This is a genomic window from Priestia megaterium (assembly GCF_041941685.1).
Lineage (GTDB): Bacteria > Bacillota > Bacilli > Bacillales > Bacillaceae_H > Priestia > Priestia megaterium_C.
Window position 1 is genome coordinate 2,263,188 of the sequence record NZ_CP130958.1, and the last position, 15,308, is coordinate 2,278,495.

The window sequence follows — 15,308 nt, forward strand, 5'->3', positions numbered from 1 at the left end:
CTGGAGACATGTCAGATACGCTTGCTTATTTTCAACAGCTAAATCCTGATAAAAAAATAGATAAGCTTTTAGAAAAAGGAGCGAAAATTGGTATTTATGGTTCTTCTTTTGATCCGGTTACCAATGTTCATCTTTGGACGGCATCAACGGTTGCGCATCGAAAGAAGTTAGATGCTATTATCTTTTTGCCTTCATCGCACAAACGAACAGATAAAAAGCTCCAGACGTCGGATGAGCACCGTGTAAATATGGTTAGCTTAGCGATTAAAGACAACCCAAAATTTTTGCTCGATACGTATGAGCTAGACGTATTGCCAGGCTATCATTACACATACTACACTATGGAGCACTTTAAAAAATTGCTTCCATACGCTGACTTATTTTTTATTATGGGAGCGGACTTACTGCAAGATATTGGTGAAGGCAAGTGGAAGAAAGCAGATGAACTTATTAGTAAAAACCAGTTTATCATCATGGCAAGAGAGGGAATAGACATGTTGAAAGCTATTAGTCATTCTCCTTTGCTTCGAAATTATGACGACGGCCGGTTTCAGCTTCTTGATAAAGGGTTAGCCATGGAAATCAGCTCTACTTATATCCGTCAAGAATTTGCCCGGGGCGGAGAACCAAGATATTTAATGCCTGATCTCTGTTATTTTTATAGTAAAAAACATGGACTGTATCAGTAAGAAATCTACATATAATGGAAGGAGAGCATGTATCATGTCAGACATGCAAGAAAAAATAAGAAAAGAGCTACATGTGAAATCTGAAATTGATCCAGCACAAGAAATTCGTGCCCGCGTTGATTTTCTCAAAACCTACCTAAAGTCAGCAAATGCAAAAGGCTTTGTATTAGGTATAAGCGGAGGGCAGGACTCTAGCTTAGCTGGACGATTAGCGCAGATTGCTGTAGACGAATTGCGAAAAGAAGAATATGAAGCAAAATTTGTAGCCGTTCGCTTGCCTCATGGCACACAGCATGATGAAGCGGATGCGAAGGCGTCACTAGAATTTATTAAACCTAATGAAACATATACGTTTAATATTAAAAACACGGTGGAAGCATTTGAAAGTTCGTTTACAGGTGCGACAGATATAGCGCTGTCTGATTTTCATAAAGGAAATGTCAAAGCACGTACGCGTATGATTGTACAGTATGCAATCGGAGGAGAAAACGGCCTTTTAGTTATCGGAACCGATCATGCAGCAGAAGCAGTAACAGGCTTTTTTACGAAATACGGAGATGGCGGAGCAGACCTGCTGCCTCTAACGGGACTAACAAAACGTCAAGGAAAAGCATTGCTAAAAGAATTAGGTGCAGATAAACGATTGTATGAAAAAGTACCCACAGCTGACTTGTTAGATAATAGTCCTGGTCAATCTGATGAAACGGAACTAGGAATTTCTTATGATGAACTAGACGATTATTTGGAAGGAAAAGAAGTATCACAAGAAGCCGCTGAAAAAATTGAACAGCGCTATCGTATTACTGAACATAAGCGTCAGTTACCAGCTAGCATGTTTGATGAGTGGTGGAAGCAAGAAAAAAATCTTTGATATTAAAGATTTTGCAAGCTATTGGTGGGTGAACTGCTCACCTTTTGCCCACCTAATTTAATTATTTAAGTAACTTTCTAATTTTAGAATGTTTTCTTGTTCATATTTTTTTGTAATATGAATATAGACATCAGCAGTCATTTTCACTGTGGTATGTCCTAATCTGTCACTGACAAATTTTATATCTGCACCACTTTCCAGTAACATGATTGCATGTGTATGGCGGAGACCATGAGGGGAGATATGGTGTAGATTACTTTTTTTAGCTATCGAAGTTATAATTTTATTTACTGTACTACTAGTAAGTTCCTCGCCATATAAGCCTACTAATAGGTATTTTTTCTCTTTATAATTAGGTCCTTTCTTTAGCCTATATTCTTTCTGCCAAGTACGATACCTTTTTAAATCAGCAATTAATGTATCATCAATACTAATAGTGCGAATGCTTTTTTTTGTTTTAGGTGGTCTCTCTCCAAAATCATCTCGTGTTTTAGTAATACTAATTGTTTTATGCTCAAAATTAATATCATTCCATGTTAAAGCGATCATTTCACCTTTACGCATCCCAGTACGTAATAAAAGGCTTGCAACAATGTAATGATGGATTTTAGCTTTTTTTGCCTTATCCATAAAGACCTTAACTTGTTCTTTTGTTAAATAATTTGTTTTTGTATGAGCAATATCATTTGCTTTTTGAATAGAAATATTTCGATATTTATTATGCGTAATCATTTCTAGCTCAACAGCTTTATTAATTGCTGAATTGAATGTGGTATGAATATTTCTCACAGACTCTTTTGAATATTTTTTTGCTAATTCATTGATAAACTTCTGGTAGTCCAGTCGTGATAGTTCGCTTAATTTGTAATATCCTAGATTAGGAACTAGGTGTTTATTTATATGAGTTTCTCTATTTTCTAACGTTCTAGCACTGCATTTATTACCGTATACACTTAGCCATTCTGAAAGCCAGTCTTTTATTAAGAGCTTTTGCCCGGTTATAAGAGTATGTCCACCAAAAAACAATTTGCTTTCAACATCTGCAGCAGCAAGTTGAGCTTCTTTTTTTGTTTTGAAACCGCCTTTTGTTTTTTCCTTCTTCTTTTTGGTTGCTGGGTCCGTGTATTTAATACGGTACTCCCATTTATTGCTTCTCTTTCTGAAACTAGCCATTCAATCACCTCTTTTTATGAATGTTTTTTAGAGATTACTGAATTTATTTAAATATTTTTAGAAATATTAACAACTCCGTTAGACTTAAGAGAAATTTTTGTTGATTTAGGATTGGTCTTTAGGATGTTCTTTATAGCATAATCTATTTCACGCTTCTTAACGCCCCTTTTAAGATTTGAAAGGCTAACATGTTCATTTATCCCATTGTTCCTATAAATTATTTTCGTAGCACCATTACTAAAAATTTTCACTATTTTATTTTTGCTACTTTGATTTTTTAACATAGAAAATACTATTGTTCTTTCTGTTGTAACGTCTTTAAATTTCAAGTAAGTCACCTCTAGTTGTAATAGGAATTCGATTTGATATGTATAAAAAGAATTTGTTTATTTCTAGTAATTTAATATAATATAAAAATTAAAAAGGCACACCATTATTAGCCATAAGTCTATAATGTTCTTCCTCTTCCCGTTCTCTTTTTTCTACATCCCAAGAGTCCAATAAACCATTTTCAAAAAAAGTGCTTTTGTGCCCACATGTTGTACAAAAACGTGCATTGCCATCTAGGATAGTTCCGCATTCCCATGAGACTGCATTGTTAAACCATTCATAATTACCACATTTGTTTATAGTGTATACACCACAAACTTTACAGTAATCTCCATTTTCTAGTTGTTCATTCTCACATCTTGGGCAAATCTTTGCACGACCATTTTCGTCAAGATCGTATCCTGAATATATGATTTTATTGTCTCCTTCTCCTTTAATTAATTGACCTTGTCCACAAACGGGACAAAAAATAGCATTTTCATAAACAAAAGAATGGTTACAATTAAGACATTGGTTGGAATTGATTTTATTATGAATGAAGTTTTTAAAATATTTTAATTGAACTCTTATAAATGGAGTGAATAAATATTGCAAATCTAATTCTAAGGTTTCTAATCTAACTTTTGCAGCAGCTCGAGAAATTTTAAAGTAACTTATTAATTGATTTTTTTTTCTCAACTGTAAGTTGCGAACAATAATAGCTGGAGCAAGAACATTTCTCGCAAAAGCATTTACTTCATTTTCTAATATTTTATATTCGGTGTGGGTAAGTGTGCTTTTAAATAGTACTGTTGCTTCAAAATCTATAAGGTGGTTCATATATATATGACCTATTTCATGCATTAAAGTAAAACGAATTCTTCCAGGGCTGGCTATAGTATCATTATAAGCAATGGTATAATTTTCACCATCATACATGGTATAGCCATCTTCACTTTGATAAGCACTGACTATATTAGAAATATCCGTTTGATGTATCTCTGCAAGTTCAGAATATGTAATTAGTCCCCATTTATTATTTTTTATAACCTCGAAAGGATTTACAGGAAAATCAGTAATATTCTCATTAACGAAAAATTTATTAACATTAGTCATTGCTTGGTCATATCTTGCTCTTACAGGAAACCTCATTACTCATCTAACGCCTTTTTTCCACGTTGACGCATTGTATGAATTAAATCTTTAAGTAAGTCTTTATCTCCTGAATCAAGATCTTGTATATCTCGTGCTAAGACACGAACTTCTTCGTCAATATCTGATAATTGATCATTATTACTATTAACATCACGTCCAAGAATATAATCGGTATTTACTCCGTAGAAATCTGCAATCTTATCTAACATTTCTAGACCTGGTTTCGCAATGTCGTTTTCCCATGAATTATATCTGGCTCTTTTTATATCTAAAATATCAGCTATTTGATCTTGGGTGATTCCTCTCTTTTTTCTTAGAGTAGTAAGGGTTTTACCTATTTTCATAAATTCTCCTCCAAAACATTGATAAAATTTTTATCAAAACTGCTTGACGATAATTAAATTATCAAATATAATCGGAAGTACAGTAAGGAGGTGTTCAATAAATGGCTACTAAACGATCTTTTCTTTCAGAGTGTCGTAAGAATAAAGGCACTCAAAAAAAGGTTGCTGAAGATAATAACATTTCTACAGTTTACTTACGAATGATAGAAAATGGTACATTTACTCCTGGCAGAGATTTGATGTTTCAACTATCAGCTTACTTCAATGAACCTGTAGAAAAACTGTTTCCGGATTACTTTGAAAAATTCGTCTATTAAGTTTGTCTAAAGAGATAATTAAATTATCTATTACTCATTATATTAGATAAAAATATTATCGTCAATAAGTTTATCTCTTTTTTTGCACCGTTTGATAATTAAATTATCAAAATGACAAGTGGGGTGCTAGAAATGGAATTGCAAATTTTAAACATTAACGGTCAACTTTTAACAGATAGCAGAGATGTAGCTGATATGGTTGGAAAGCGACATAAAGATTTACTTGAAACAATTAGAGTGTATGTCGAACATTTAATGAGCGGAAAATTCCGCCCATGTGATTTCTTTATAGAAAGCACATATAAAGATAAGTTAAATCGAGAAAAGCCTTGTTACCTACTAACGCGTAAAGGTTGTGACATGGTAGCTAATAAATTAATTGGTAAAAAAGGAATTATTTTTACAGCTACTTATGTAACGAAGTTCGAAGAAATGGAAAAACAGCTCTTCGATCTTAATCAGTCATCTTACACAATTGATGATCCAATTCAGCGTGCTGAAAGATGGATTATTGAACAGAAAGAGAAACAGCAATTGAAACTTCAAAATGCTCAGAAAGAACAAATTATCAATGAGTTACAGCCGAAAGCAACTTATTATGATTTAGTATTGCAAAACAAGTCACTATTATCCGTAAGTAAAATAGCGAAAGATTACGGAATGAGTGCAAGAACTTTTAATAAACTTCTTCATGAATTAGGCGTTCAATTTAGACAAGGAGATTGCTGGCTTTTATATCAACGGTACGCTGATAAAGGTTATACGCAAAGCAAGACACATACAATTGATTCAGAGAAAAGTAAGATGCATACTTATTGGACTCAAAAAGGGCGATTATTCATTTATGAATTACTAAAAAGCCGAAAAGGTATCTTACCCATTATGGAACGTGGAAATCAATAAGTTGGATAAAAGGAGAAGGTATAAATGCAGCCAACTGTTCAAGTTATTATCGACAGCAGCTATTTGGAAAAAGAAGTTGAACGCCAAGTAAATGAACGCTTAATTGATTTGGGAATTGGTACTTGGTGGGATATGAAAAGACTTCAATATGAAACAAGTCGTTCATATGATTGGCTGATGGAATATGTGATATACGATCCAAGAGTCAGAAATTTCTCTAAGCAAAAGAACGGTAGATGGTTATTCAAAGCTAAAGATATGAAAGAGTTCTTAAATAAATATTTTGATGAATTGTAAGGAGGGAGTTAGTCAATATGAATAACATGGGCGCATTAGAGCTTTCTAATTTCTTTATAAAAGTTGAAATGAATATGGTTCTTGGTGGGCGTGCAAAAATCGCTGAATTCGCTAGAAAGCAGCATGAGCGATACTGGAACCTTTACCTTAAAGGAGGTGGTAAAGTGACTGAAGTTGAAAATCCGATGGTTTTAAAAAATGGATATGGTATTGCAGATCCGCAGGAGAAAGAGCCTGAAGTTATATCTGTATGTGACGGCTGCAATCACAACATTGTGGAAGGTCAGGGAATGCTTGACTGGAGTACTGTTCATCTTCATGATGATTCGATTTGTATAGCAAAGTATGTAAGAAGAGATTCAATTAGAAAAATAGCAGGTGAACAATAAAAAAAGCCCACTTAGCAGAGTGGACTCGTTTCAATGACAATTTATTTTTACCATACTTAGGGAGAAAATTCAATATAGAAGGGATGTTCTTTACATGAACCAACTTCAACAAATGGAAATTTTAGAGGTTGAAAACACTGAAGAATCTGAAAAAGAATCTTTTCAGGTTAATGATATAGAAAGTTTAAACTGGGTTTTCCGTAAGCTTTCTGCGTTATTAGCGAAAGAAAAAGATGTAAAACAACTGGCTGATGTGGAACGTGCAAGAATTAACGATTGGGAAAACCGAGAGTTGATTGCTCTCCACAGTGATAAAAATTACTTTGAAAGTCTTGTATCGGCTTATCATGCTAAGCAATTAGAAGGAAATCCAAAAGCTAAAACCATTTCTACACCATACGGTAAATCAAAAAGTCGTGCTACAAAAGAGCAACCTAAAGCTGTTGACAAGGACAAGCTCCTGCAGCATGTGAAAGAAACTGGCATGACTGAATTTATCAAGGAAGAAGTCAAATGGGGCGACCTGAAGAAGGTACTTCACATTCATGAAGTGGATGGCCAGCCAGTGGTTATCGATGAAAATGGGACAATTGTGGAAGGCGTAGAAATCGAACCTGCAAGCTTGAGCTTCAAAGTGGAGGTGTAATTATGCAGATAACAAGTGCTGCAGAAATACAAAATAATCAAGCAACGTACCTAATTTATGGACCTCCTGGAATGGGGAAAACATCGTCTATTAAGTTCTTTCCAGGCAAAACCCTTGTCCTTGATGTGGACAGAACAACAAAGGTATTAAAAGGGCAACCTGATATTGATATTGCTTATGTAAGTAACACGAATACTTGGGAAGAGTGGGAAAAAATTATCCTTGATTTAGACAAGCACTATAGAAATAAATACAACAACATTGTTGTGGATAACATCAGTGAATTAGAACGTTGCTTACTTTCAGATCTTGGTAGTAAAGGTAAAAACAAAGGTGTGCCGTCACAAGTTGACTATCAATATATGCAGTTTAGAGTCGTTAATAGCTTAAGATATTTAAAGAATCTAGAAGCAAATCTTATCTGGACTGCTTGGGAAACAGATGATTTATACACGGATAGCAGTGGTCAGCAATATAACCGAAGTTATCCACAAATTAACAAAAAGATTCTGAATAACGTACTTGGATTATGTGACGTAGTTGGCAGAATTCTTGTTAATACTGATGGTGAACGAGGATTTGTTTTAAGTGCCAGTAACAGTACTTACGCAAAAAATCAGCTTGATGACCGAAAAGGTTGTCTACAAAATGAATTAATTCAAAAAAACTAGGGGGAATTTTAAATGTTTACAGTAGATCACGAACAAGCTAAAGGATTTGAACCAATCAAGCCAGGAGAATATGAAGTAACAGTGGTTAATTATGAATTGAAAACAGCTCAATCAGGTAACAATCAGGTTGTAGTAGATTATGAAATTCGTAGTGATGTAGATCAACCATGCCAAGGTCAAAAAATTCTTTATGACAACTTCACAGTAACAGAAAAAGCAATGTGGAGATTTCATGCAGCATCAAAAGCAGCTGGTTTCCCAAGTGGTAAGTCATTCAAAAGCAGCTGGTTTCCCAAGTGGTAAGTCATTCAAAAGCTATAAAGAATGGGCTGATGAGCTTTTAAATAAACCTCTGCGCCTAGTAGTTGGAGAGCGTGAACATAACGGAAAAAAATACGCACAAGTGAATGGGTTTAAAGAGTCAGAAGCTAAAGCACCGGGTCCAATTACAGTTTCAGATGAAGAAGTACCATTCTAAAAATATAAAAATAGATTCAATGATTAGGAGGGGGCGATAAGCTCCCTTTCCAAAAGAGGGAGTAATCAAATGAACCATAACTTTCACAATATACCAAATGAATTAAAAAACACTCCTCATTGGATTCTATGGCGTTCAGAAAAGCGTGATGGTAAGCCAACGAAAGTTCCATATCAAATTAATGGGGAGCTGGCTCAATCAAATAATAAGCGTACCTGGTCAACCTTTCCGACAATTATTAAATTTTATGAGCAAGGTGAATATGACGGTATAGGCTTTATGTTTTCAAAGGATGATCCTTTTGTTGGTGTTGATATTGATCGCTGTGTAAGTGAGGGGGCTCTTACAGAATTAGCTGAAGACGTGATTGAAACGATTCAAAGCTATACCGAATATTCTCCAAGTGGTGAAGGTATCCACATTATTGCAAAAGGGAAGCTGCCGTTAAAAGGACCTGGCACAGGTAGAAAAAATCCTTCTATTGGTTTAGAAATATATAGGCATGGCAGATATTTCACCTTTACCGGAAACAGTTTAGGAAAAACACCTGTTGAAGAACGGACAGAAGAGTTTAAATCCTTATTTGATAAATATCTAAAAGAAAAGCCTAAGCCGGGAGCAAAAGCTAGTACAAGAGAGTTTGAGAAAGTGAACATTAGTAGTCTTCCTAATTCAGAAATATGGGAGAGAATGTTCAATAGTAAAAGTGGTAGCAACATAAAAGACCTTTTTCAAGGGATTTTGATTAATGGTGATCATTCATCTACAGACATGGCCCTATGCAATTATTTAGCTTTCTGGACAGATAAAGATGCAGCCAAAATGGATTCCATGTTTCGAGAATCAGCTTTACTTCGCGAGAAATGGGACAAACCTCATTCTAGTGATGGTAGAACATATGGAGAAATGACAATCGAAACAGCTATTCTTTCAACACCGTCAACGGTCGCTGATTATGAACCACCACAAGAAAAGCCGTATGAAATATATATTTCTGATGATCAAGGGATTGAAGATACAGAAGAAATAATTGATAAGACACCAAGCTTCCACCTTACAGAGTTAGGTAACGCGGAAAGAATTGTCTATTATCATGGTCAAGACCTTAAGTATTGCAATGAGCTGGAGTGGCTTATCTGGAACGGCAAACAGTGGCAAGAGGATAGGAAACGAAAGATTGAAGCTTTAACTGCAAAAACGTTGCGTGGTTTATATGCAGAAGCAAAGGCAGAAGAGGATAAGTATAGAGCAAAACTATTGAATGATTGGGCTAAGAAGTGTGAAAGGCGAGCCATTCGCATTAATAGCATACTTGATGCCCGTCCAATGGTTTCCGTTAGAAAAAAAGATTTTGATTCTCATAAGTTTCTCTTCAATTGTGATAACGGAGTAATTGACCTGAAAACGGGTGAGCTCCTTCCACATGATAGAGATTTGTTACTAACGAAAATTTCACCTATCCCATATAAAAGGAATGCAGATTGTCCGAATTGGATAGCTTTTTTACAAAGTATTTTTCTTACTCCTTCAGGTGATCCAGATGAAGAATTAATCGAATATCTTCAAAAGGCTATTGGCTATTCGTTAACCGGCGTGACCAAAGAGCAAATCATGTTTTTCCTTTTCGGAAATGGGCGTAATGGTAAATCAACTTTTATTAATGTAATCCAGGACATTCTTGGAGATTATGCTCGGCAAACAAATAGTGAAACTTTCTTGAAAAAGAAAAACGACAATGGAATTAACAACGATGTTGCTCGTTTGGATGGGGCTAGGTTCGTGTCAGCTGTAAAGAGTGAAGAGGGGCAACAGTTGTCAGAGGCACTTGTTAAGCAGATTACTGGTGGAGAAAAAATGTCAGCACGTTTCTTACGGCAAGAATATTTTGAGTTTACACCGGAATTTAAGGTTTTCTTTACGACTAACCATAAACCAATTGTCAAAGGTGGGGACAACGGCATTTGGCGCAGGATTAAGTTAGTGCCTTTTACAGTGACAATTCCAGAAGAGAAAGTGGATGCGGATTTACCTGAAAAATTAAAAAGAGAAATGCCTGGCATTCTTAATTGGATGGTTGAAGGTTGTTTGAAGTGGCAGAGTGAAGGATTGAAAGACCCAAAAGCTGTTAAACAAGCAACAGATAACTATCGTGAGGATATGGATATCTTAGGCCCATTCATTGAAGAAAATTGTGCTGTTCATCCTTCAGTAAAAATTGAAGCAAAAGCCATTTATGAAAATTACACAAAATGGTGCTTTCAAAATAATGAAATGGAACTTAAAAACCGTGCTTTTTATCGCCAATTAGAAATAAGAGGATATAAAAAAGAAAAAGGTGCAAAAAACAAGACCTTTTTCCATGGAATTACATTAAATCAGTTCGCCAATGGTAACTTATTCCGAAGTGAAGCCTCTCGGGTTACTGAAGGGGTTACTGAAATAAATCAAAAAGCAACCCAAAATAACGTAACTTCAATTAATCGAAAGAAGCTTTGAAGCCTTGATATATAAGGATTTGTTGAGTTTATAAATTTATTTATTTTTTGTTGGGGTTACTGAGGGTTACTGAATTTCTCTGTTCCATTCCCACGAAAAATAAATAAATAAAAAAATAATATATATATAAGAGCTTTAATAGAAAAATAGGTAACCTTCGATAACCCAGTAATCCAAAATAGGGCTCGAAGCCTTGATATGACTGAGTTTATGTTGGGTTACTAAAAAAATAATTCAGTAACCCTTCGATAACCCTTTTTTAGAAACCGAGGTGTTATATGCATCCAAAACAAATATGTGATGATTTTGCTTCCATTGGATCTCCTTTAGTTCTAGATGGCAGCAATTTATATATTGAAAATCCTGAGAATGTCTATCCGGAACTTGAAGAATTCGTTAAAACCTATAAAAAACGAATCATTCAATATTTAAAAGGTGAGTATTCACCAAAGGACCATTCAATAAAACAGACTATAGAAAAGATTATTCATTATTTTTTAGGAATAGAACAAGCCATGAATAAAAAAATTGAAAACTGGCTTAATCATGATGCTGAGGCATTGGATATGATTGTTAATCAATTATTCATTGAACTGTGGAATAACGGATGGATTGAGTTTTCTAACCCTATTGCTAACTATGAAAATCACATAACCAATACCCTTTCCAGTCAAATTTTCGAACGTGCGATGTCGTACTTTAAAGGGGGCTAATTGATGAGTATTATTCATTACTCATATACCAAAACGGAATTAGTAAGAATCTTAAAAACATTAGTCATTACTGTGGATACCAGAGAACAAAAGAATCAGCATGTACTTGACTATTTACGCAAAAAAGACGTGCCAATTAAATTTAAAACGATGAAAACAGGGGATTATTCAGCCATGATTCCACGTAATGAGGAGTTCGGCATTACAAGGGACATTTATTTAAACGCTGTGATTGAACGGAAAAATGGTATAGATGAATTAGTCGAGTCCATTAAAGATCGTACACGTTTTGAAAATGAATTAATCCGGGGATCCAAACACCCTTTTACTTTAATTGTAGAAGACCTGGAAGGTTATCAAAAAATCTTGAACGGAATGTACCGCAGTAAATACGAACCTAAAGCTTTATTAGGTAGCTTAAAAACATTTGAGGTACGTTACAACTTTTCTACTGTGTTCATATCAAACAGTACAACAGGAAATTACATATATCATCACTTTCTGTATATGGCGCGTGAATTGTTAAAAGGGGGTTGGCTATGAGTATTAACCGTAATTTGCTTCGAGAAGCTGTTGAACAGCGTAAGGATGAGCTGAAAAATGAGTTGCTAAGAATGGGCTATTTTAAAACACCAGATAAACGGCAGCTTTATGAATTAACGTTAAGTGAATTAGAAGAAACCTACAAAGCTCAAAAACAAAGATAATAATGAAACGGGGAAAGGAAGGGATAAATTTAATTATCTCTTCCTATCAATTTAATCCATTTCTCTAGAAAAAATGATTTCAAAATATGCGGCAGTTCCATACGAAGCAGTACCAGGAGCAAATATCTGAACTAATTCCCATCCATCCTTTGCAGCTTCATGAATAATCTCATGGTAATCTTCTTTAGGATCGCGCGTGAAGGACTTTAGTTCAACTTTTTCAAACCGGTATTCTTTCATATTCTAAACCTCCTTTTCTAATAACTACGTTTTAAATTGGAAAAGGTTTCAAAAAACGAGAGGATTCAGCTTATTGTAAACAATTTGGAGGGATAAACGTGAAACGTCCACACTGCGGTTTATTAACGGATAGCAAAGTGATAGATAGTTGTTCGTATCTTCGTACAGTGAAATGTACAGGAGTTTGTAGTAAATGTAATTACAAGTGGAGAACGCCTGAAGTTACTGAACACAAATACACCAAATCGTGAAATAAGCATATTTATATTAGATGGTCACGGAGGTGAGCTAATTACATTGGTTATATTGAAGGAGGCAATGACACATGGAAATCATGATCGGTAAAGATTACAAAATAACGTCTGATACACTAAACGTTATTTTAAATAAGCGATATGATCAAAAGGATAAAGAGGGAAATGTCAATGGTGAAGCATTTAAAATAATCGGCTATTACAGCACCATCCATTCAGCTTGTAACGCTTTGATAGAAAAAGAAATTAAAGACAGTGATGTAAGTAGTCTTGATGGATTGAAAAAGCATGTAGCCGGCGTAAAAGAGCAGATCTTCGAGGCTTTGAAGTCGGTGAAGCCAATTAAATAAAAAGATAGCTCTTATAGAATAAAAAAGAGCTATCCACAAAGTAAATTATTGTTTTTTCAGGTTGTTAAAGTAAAATTCTACTTCCTGTAAAGAAGGAGCTATTTTGTAATAAAAGGTACCTTCTTCATATCCTAGATCAAATTCAGGCCAAGGAATAGCCTTATATACTTCATGCATTGAAGCTCTAGAACTAGCTAATATAAATTTAGCTCTATCAGGGTGGATGATAGTCATATAAGCTAGTCCACTTTTACGACTTGAAGTTTGGAAAACAGCATATTTCTCTTGAACTCCTAAGGTAGATAAGTTAGCAGGGTAGTAGACAACATCGTTACAAGGTGTAGGTAAAGCAATTAAGTCTTTAACTAAAGCGGAGAAAGTTAAACCTTTCGTTACCATTTTTATCACCTCTTCTATATTAATAGCCTAATTATCACTCAAAGTGGTGAGTTTTACAAACTAAATAATTAATTTGTAAGGATATTAGTGGGGAAAAACAGATTTTCCCTTAGCAAAGCCTAGAATGGGGCAGAGAAATATTGATCATAATGAAGAGAGATTTAGTTATTTAGGAGATGACAAGATGATCTATATTTATAACTGTTACGGAGGCACACATTCATCAGCATTGGCAGCTGCTTACCATCTGAAAAAGCTACCTCTTAATAGAGAACCAACTGACAAAGAAATTTTAAGCATTGATGTTTTTAATAAATTGACTTCTAAGGATATGGGGAAGTTAATTTTTCATGGATATGATGAGAAAAAAAACGAAGTATACACATTAGGGAGAGGGTCTTCGAAAGTAGTGGTTCCTGCTATGTATGATTTAGCCGATTTGCTAAATAAAAAAGGAGAGTTACAAACAAAAATACTTTTCTCGAATACGTCTCCTACCGTACCTTTAGCTATGACAATAGGAGGGTTCTTTTCAAGAAGGTTAAAAATTAATGTAATCGGTGTTCCTTTACTAATAATAGGTGCTAAACAGGCACATAAAGACATTATTAAATTAGTGGAGCAAACGAAGAACTCTGTAAAAGTCACTACCTCAAAAATAGAAATTTTAGATAATGGTTTCGGCAAATAATAAAAAATGTTTTGGTAATAAAAAAGCGCCCAGCTAAGAGCGTCAATTTTTCAAGTGATGAAAAAACGGGTCTGTAAAGGGTATTAGCAATATGTATAGTTTAGAACAAAAAAAGATGCCCTGGAGAGAGCATCCTTTAGTAGAGTGAACTTAACGTGTGTGTTCAAAAATATTATACCGTATTTTCATAAAAAAAGACCAAGATTTCTCTTGATCACCGTACTTATATTTTAACACAGGAGGGATCCAAAGGTGGGAAACCAATTATCATTTATGCTTCCTGAAATAGACAGAAAAGAGACACAACAAGCAGTAGAAGATGCTTTGGAACAATATAGATTATTTAAGTACTTATCTTTTGAAGAAAGAGAAGCTTCCATTACTGCTAGTTCTGAAATTCGTTATCATAGTCCAACGAATCAAACTAGTGACCAAACAGGTTCCATTGCAGTTTATAATGTGGACCAAGAAAAGATGAGAAAAGATTTCTGCTTTCGTGTGGAAAGAGCTGTGAGTCGTTTACCGAAGATGGAAAGATTCTTAATCGAAGAAAGATACATGTCCTTAGAAACGGAATATTTAACAGACTACAATGTGTATAGTTTTAAGTTCCAACCACCTATTTCTGAAAAGACATACTCAAAGATTCGATGGAAGGCTTTTTATAAATTAGCTCTCAATCTAAACTTAGCCGTTATTAAAAGTTAGTAATGGGAAAAATATTCCTAAAATAAATCGAAAAAAACTCGAAAATAAGTCGTGGTACTTGCTTTAACAAATGATAAATTTATATTATCAAGAAAGTATCAAAGAGAGAGCGTTCCTGAGTCGTAGGAGCGCTTTTTCTGTGTCTGAATGATTTTATTCGAAACTATTTGAAACGTTATACGAGTGAATCTGAAAGGTCAAATTTCATTAAGAAGGTGATTGAAATGAAAGTTAAAAATCATCTTAATACAGATCAATTAAGACACCTAGAAAAGATGGGAAAACGTAAAGAAAAGGTTAACTGGAAGGACATCATGGGAACAAATAGACAGACTTTGAAGCGTGGCCGTGGCGGGGCGATGAAAAGGAAATAAAAAATAAATAATCTTTAGTATAACAAATGATTAATTGGGCATATTGTGAATACCGACTAGTAGTTTAAGTTCCTACTAGTAGGACGGGGAGAAGCACATGGTAAATAGATCCTCCTTTATATCTCTGAAAAGCA

Annotated in this window: 22 protein-coding genes and 1 pseudogene; 17 read left to right on the forward strand and 6 right to left on the reverse strand. The window is 34.6% G+C overall.

What is annotated here, in order from left to right:
- Positions 1 to 8 precede the first annotated feature (8 nt).
- Positions 9 to 689, forward strand: coding sequence for a nicotinate (nicotinamide) nucleotide adenylyltransferase (nadD, locus tag Q5794_RS11650; RefSeq protein ID WP_192997349.1), 681 nt, complete (start codon positions 9 to 11; stop codon positions 687 to 689).
- Positions 690 to 723: 34 nt separating this feature from the next.
- Positions 724 to 1,560 (forward strand): ammonia-dependent NAD(+) synthetase, encoded by an 837-nt coding sequence (nadE, locus tag Q5794_RS11655; protein ID WP_214987076.1) that lies wholly within the window; start codon positions 724 to 726, stop codon positions 1,558 to 1,560.
- Between the two features lie 57 nt (positions 1,561 to 1,617).
- On the opposite strand, the gene Q5794_RS11660 is transcribed toward nadE, so the two are convergent.
- The 4 genes from Q5794_RS11660 to Q5794_RS11675 form a co-directional block, all read right to left on the reverse strand.
- Positions 1,618 to 2,733: a tyrosine-type recombinase/integrase gene (locus Q5794_RS11660; protein ID WP_374989116.1), complete on the reverse strand. Its 1,116-nt coding sequence runs from the start codon at positions 2,731 to 2,733 to the stop codon at positions 1,618 to 1,620.
- Between the two features lie 47 nt (positions 2,734 to 2,780).
- Positions 2,781 to 3,062, reverse strand: a complete 282-nt coding sequence (locus tag Q5794_RS11665; protein WP_214987074.1) for a DUF1827 family protein — start codon at positions 3,060 to 3,062, stop codon at positions 2,781 to 2,783.
- An 88-nt stretch (positions 3,063 to 3,150) separates the two neighbouring features.
- Positions 3,151 to 4,194, reverse strand: a complete 1,044-nt coding sequence (locus tag Q5794_RS11670) for an ImmA/IrrE family metallo-endopeptidase (RefSeq protein ID WP_214987073.1) — start codon at positions 4,192 to 4,194, stop codon at positions 3,151 to 3,153.
- Entirely contained in the window at positions 4,194 to 4,541 is a 348-nt protein-coding gene (locus Q5794_RS11675) for a helix-turn-helix domain-containing protein (RefSeq protein WP_214987072.1), read from the reverse strand. Before Q5794_RS11675 ends, Q5794_RS11670 begins: the two co-directional genes overlap by 1 nt.
- A 101-nt stretch (positions 4,542 to 4,642) precedes the next feature.
- On the opposite strand from Q5794_RS11675, the gene Q5794_RS11680 reads away from it, so the two are divergent.
- From Q5794_RS11680 to Q5794_RS11730, 11 genes and pseudogenes are all read left to right on the forward strand, one after another.
- On the forward strand, positions 4,643 to 4,858 hold the full coding sequence (locus Q5794_RS11680) for a helix-turn-helix transcriptional regulator (protein ID WP_214987071.1): 216 nt from the start codon (positions 4,643 to 4,645) through the stop codon (positions 4,856 to 4,858).
- Between the two features lie 132 nt (positions 4,859 to 4,990).
- A complete protein-coding gene (locus Q5794_RS11685; protein WP_214987070.1) occupies positions 4,991 to 5,761 on the forward strand; it encodes a phage regulatory protein/antirepressor Ant in 771 nt (256 codons plus the stop codon).
- 24 nt (positions 5,762 to 5,785) lie between these two features.
- Positions 5,786 to 6,058 (forward strand): DUF771 domain-containing protein, encoded by a 273-nt coding sequence (locus Q5794_RS11690; protein WP_374989117.1) that lies wholly within the window; start codon positions 5,786 to 5,788, stop codon positions 6,056 to 6,058.
- 17 nt (positions 6,059 to 6,075) lie between these two features.
- On the forward strand, positions 6,076 to 6,447 hold the full coding sequence (locus tag Q5794_RS11695; RefSeq protein WP_214987068.1) for a hypothetical protein: 372 nt from the start codon (positions 6,076 to 6,078) through the stop codon (positions 6,445 to 6,447).
- A 94-nt stretch (positions 6,448 to 6,541) separates the two neighbouring features.
- Positions 6,542 to 7,093: a host-nuclease inhibitor Gam family protein gene (locus Q5794_RS11700; protein WP_214987067.1), complete on the forward strand. Its 552-nt coding sequence runs from the start codon at positions 6,542 to 6,544 to the stop codon at positions 7,091 to 7,093.
- Positions 7,094 to 7,095: 2 nt separating this feature from the next.
- The gene (locus Q5794_RS11705) at positions 7,096 to 7,764 is read left to right on the forward strand and encodes an AAA family ATPase (RefSeq protein WP_214987066.1); all 669 of its coding nucleotides are present in this window, start codon (positions 7,096 to 7,098) and stop codon (positions 7,762 to 7,764) included.
- A gap of 12 nt (positions 7,765 to 7,776) precedes the next feature.
- Positions 7,777 to 8,242, forward strand: a pseudogene (locus tag Q5794_RS11710) (DUF669 domain-containing protein).
- 69 nt (positions 8,243 to 8,311) lie between these two features.
- The gene (locus Q5794_RS11715; protein WP_374989118.1) at positions 8,312 to 10,738 is read left to right on the forward strand and encodes a phage/plasmid primase, P4 family; all 2,427 of its coding nucleotides are present in this window, start codon (positions 8,312 to 8,314) and stop codon (positions 10,736 to 10,738) included.
- Between the two features lie 278 nt (positions 10,739 to 11,016).
- The gene (locus Q5794_RS11720) at positions 11,017 to 11,451 is read left to right on the forward strand and encodes a hypothetical protein (protein ID WP_214987064.1); all 435 of its coding nucleotides are present in this window, start codon (positions 11,017 to 11,019) and stop codon (positions 11,449 to 11,451) included.
- Positions 11,452 to 11,454: 3 nt separating this feature from the next.
- Positions 11,455 to 11,994 (forward strand): ERCC4 domain-containing protein, encoded by a 540-nt coding sequence (locus Q5794_RS11725; protein ID WP_214987063.1) that lies wholly within the window; start codon positions 11,455 to 11,457, stop codon positions 11,992 to 11,994.
- Positions 11,991 to 12,158 carry a Fur-regulated basic protein FbpA gene (locus Q5794_RS11730; protein ID WP_214987062.1) on the forward strand — a complete coding sequence of 56 codons (168 nt, stop codon included), beginning with the start codon at positions 11,991 to 11,993 and terminating at the stop codon, positions 12,156 to 12,158. Before Q5794_RS11725 ends, Q5794_RS11730 begins: the two co-directional genes overlap by 4 nt.
- Before the next feature lie 51 nt (positions 12,159 to 12,209).
- Here the strand turns inward: Q5794_RS11730 and Q5794_RS11735 are convergent, their stop codons facing one another.
- Positions 12,210 to 12,398: a DUF4177 domain-containing protein gene (locus Q5794_RS11735; protein ID WP_214987061.1), complete on the reverse strand. Its 189-nt coding sequence runs from the start codon at positions 12,396 to 12,398 to the stop codon at positions 12,210 to 12,212.
- A gap of 325 nt (positions 12,399 to 12,723) precedes the next feature.
- On the opposite strand from Q5794_RS11735, the gene Q5794_RS11740 reads away from it, so the two are divergent.
- Entirely contained in the window at positions 12,724 to 13,002 is a 279-nt protein-coding gene (locus Q5794_RS11740) for a hypothetical protein (RefSeq protein ID WP_214987059.1), read from the forward strand.
- A 45-nt stretch (positions 13,003 to 13,047) separates the two neighbouring features.
- Here the strand turns inward: Q5794_RS11740 and Q5794_RS11745 are convergent, their stop codons facing one another.
- A complete protein-coding gene (locus Q5794_RS11745) occupies positions 13,048 to 13,401 on the reverse strand; it encodes a hypothetical protein (protein WP_214987058.1) in 354 nt (117 codons plus the stop codon).
- A 184-nt stretch (positions 13,402 to 13,585) separates the two neighbouring features.
- Between Q5794_RS11745 and Q5794_RS11750 the strand changes: the two genes are divergently transcribed.
- The 3 genes from Q5794_RS11750 (at position 13,586) to Q5794_RS11760 (ending at position 15,174) form a co-directional block, all read left to right on the forward strand.
- Positions 13,586 to 14,092 (forward strand): DUF3189 family protein, encoded by a 507-nt coding sequence (locus tag Q5794_RS11750; RefSeq protein ID WP_214987057.1) that lies wholly within the window; start codon positions 13,586 to 13,588, stop codon positions 14,090 to 14,092.
- A 252-nt stretch (positions 14,093 to 14,344) separates the two neighbouring features.
- Entirely contained in the window at positions 14,345 to 14,800 is a 456-nt protein-coding gene (locus Q5794_RS11755; RefSeq protein WP_374989119.1) for an ArpU family phage packaging/lysis transcriptional regulator, read from the forward strand.
- 224 nt (positions 14,801 to 15,024) lie between these two features.
- Entirely contained in the window at positions 15,025 to 15,174 is a 150-nt protein-coding gene (locus tag Q5794_RS11760; protein ID WP_214987218.1) for a hypothetical protein, read from the forward strand.
- Positions 15,175 to 15,308 lie beyond the last annotated feature (134 nt).

Bases quoted from the DNA above. Each gene is read 5' to 3' on its own strand.
- Q5794_RS11715 (WP_374989118.1), top strand. From the start codon at position 8,312: ATGAACCATAACTTTCACAATATACCAAATGAATTAAAAAACACTCCT.
- Q5794_RS11735 (WP_214987061.1), bottom strand. From the start codon at position 12,398: ATGAAAGAATACCGGTTTGAAAAAGTTGAACTAAAGTCCTTCACGCGC.
- Q5794_RS11760 (WP_214987218.1), top strand. From the start codon at position 15,025: ATGAAAGTTAAAAATCATCTTAATACAGATCAATTAAGACACCTAGAA.
- nadD (WP_192997349.1), top strand. From the start codon at position 9: ATGTCAGATACGCTTGCTTATTTTCAACAGCTAAATCCTGATAAAAAA.
- Q5794_RS11675 (WP_214987072.1), bottom strand. From the start codon at position 4,541: ATGAAAATAGGTAAAACCCTTACTACTCTAAGAAAAAAGAGAGGAATC.
- Q5794_RS11690 (WP_374989117.1), top strand. From the start codon at position 5,786: ATGCAGCCAACTGTTCAAGTTATTATCGACAGCAGCTATTTGGAAAAA.
- Q5794_RS11695 (WP_214987068.1), top strand. From the start codon at position 6,076: ATGAATAACATGGGCGCATTAGAGCTTTCTAATTTCTTTATAAAAGTT.
- Q5794_RS11730 (WP_214987062.1), top strand. From the start codon at position 11,991: ATGAGTATTAACCGTAATTTGCTTCGAGAAGCTGTTGAACAGCGTAAG.
- Q5794_RS11750 (WP_214987057.1), top strand. From the start codon at position 13,586: ATGATCTATATTTATAACTGTTACGGAGGCACACATTCATCAGCATTG.
- Q5794_RS11685 (WP_214987070.1), top strand. From the start codon at position 4,991: ATGGAATTGCAAATTTTAAACATTAACGGTCAACTTTTAACAGATAGC.
- Q5794_RS11705 (WP_214987066.1), top strand. From the start codon at position 7,096: ATGCAGATAACAAGTGCTGCAGAAATACAAAATAATCAAGCAACGTAC.
- Q5794_RS11745 (WP_214987058.1), bottom strand. From the start codon at position 13,401: ATGGTAACGAAAGGTTTAACTTTCTCCGCTTTAGTTAAAGACTTAATT.
- Q5794_RS11720 (WP_214987064.1), top strand. From the start codon at position 11,017: ATGCATCCAAAACAAATATGTGATGATTTTGCTTCCATTGGATCTCCT.
- Q5794_RS11700 (WP_214987067.1), top strand. From the start codon at position 6,542: ATGAACCAACTTCAACAAATGGAAATTTTAGAGGTTGAAAACACTGAA.
- nadE (WP_214987076.1), top strand. From the start codon at position 724: ATGTCAGACATGCAAGAAAAAATAAGAAAAGAGCTACATGTGAAATCT.
- Q5794_RS11670 (WP_214987073.1), bottom strand. From the start codon at position 4,194: ATGAGGTTTCCTGTAAGAGCAAGATATGACCAAGCAATGACTAATGTT.
- Q5794_RS11740 (WP_214987059.1), top strand. From the start codon at position 12,724: ATGGAAATCATGATCGGTAAAGATTACAAAATAACGTCTGATACACTA.
- Q5794_RS11725 (WP_214987063.1), top strand. From the start codon at position 11,455: ATGAGTATTATTCATTACTCATATACCAAAACGGAATTAGTAAGAATC.
- Q5794_RS11680 (WP_214987071.1), top strand. From the start codon at position 4,643: ATGGCTACTAAACGATCTTTTCTTTCAGAGTGTCGTAAGAATAAAGGC.
- Q5794_RS11660 (WP_374989116.1), bottom strand. From the start codon at position 2,733: ATGGCTAGTTTCAGAAAGAGAAGCAATAAATGGGAGTACCGTATTAAA.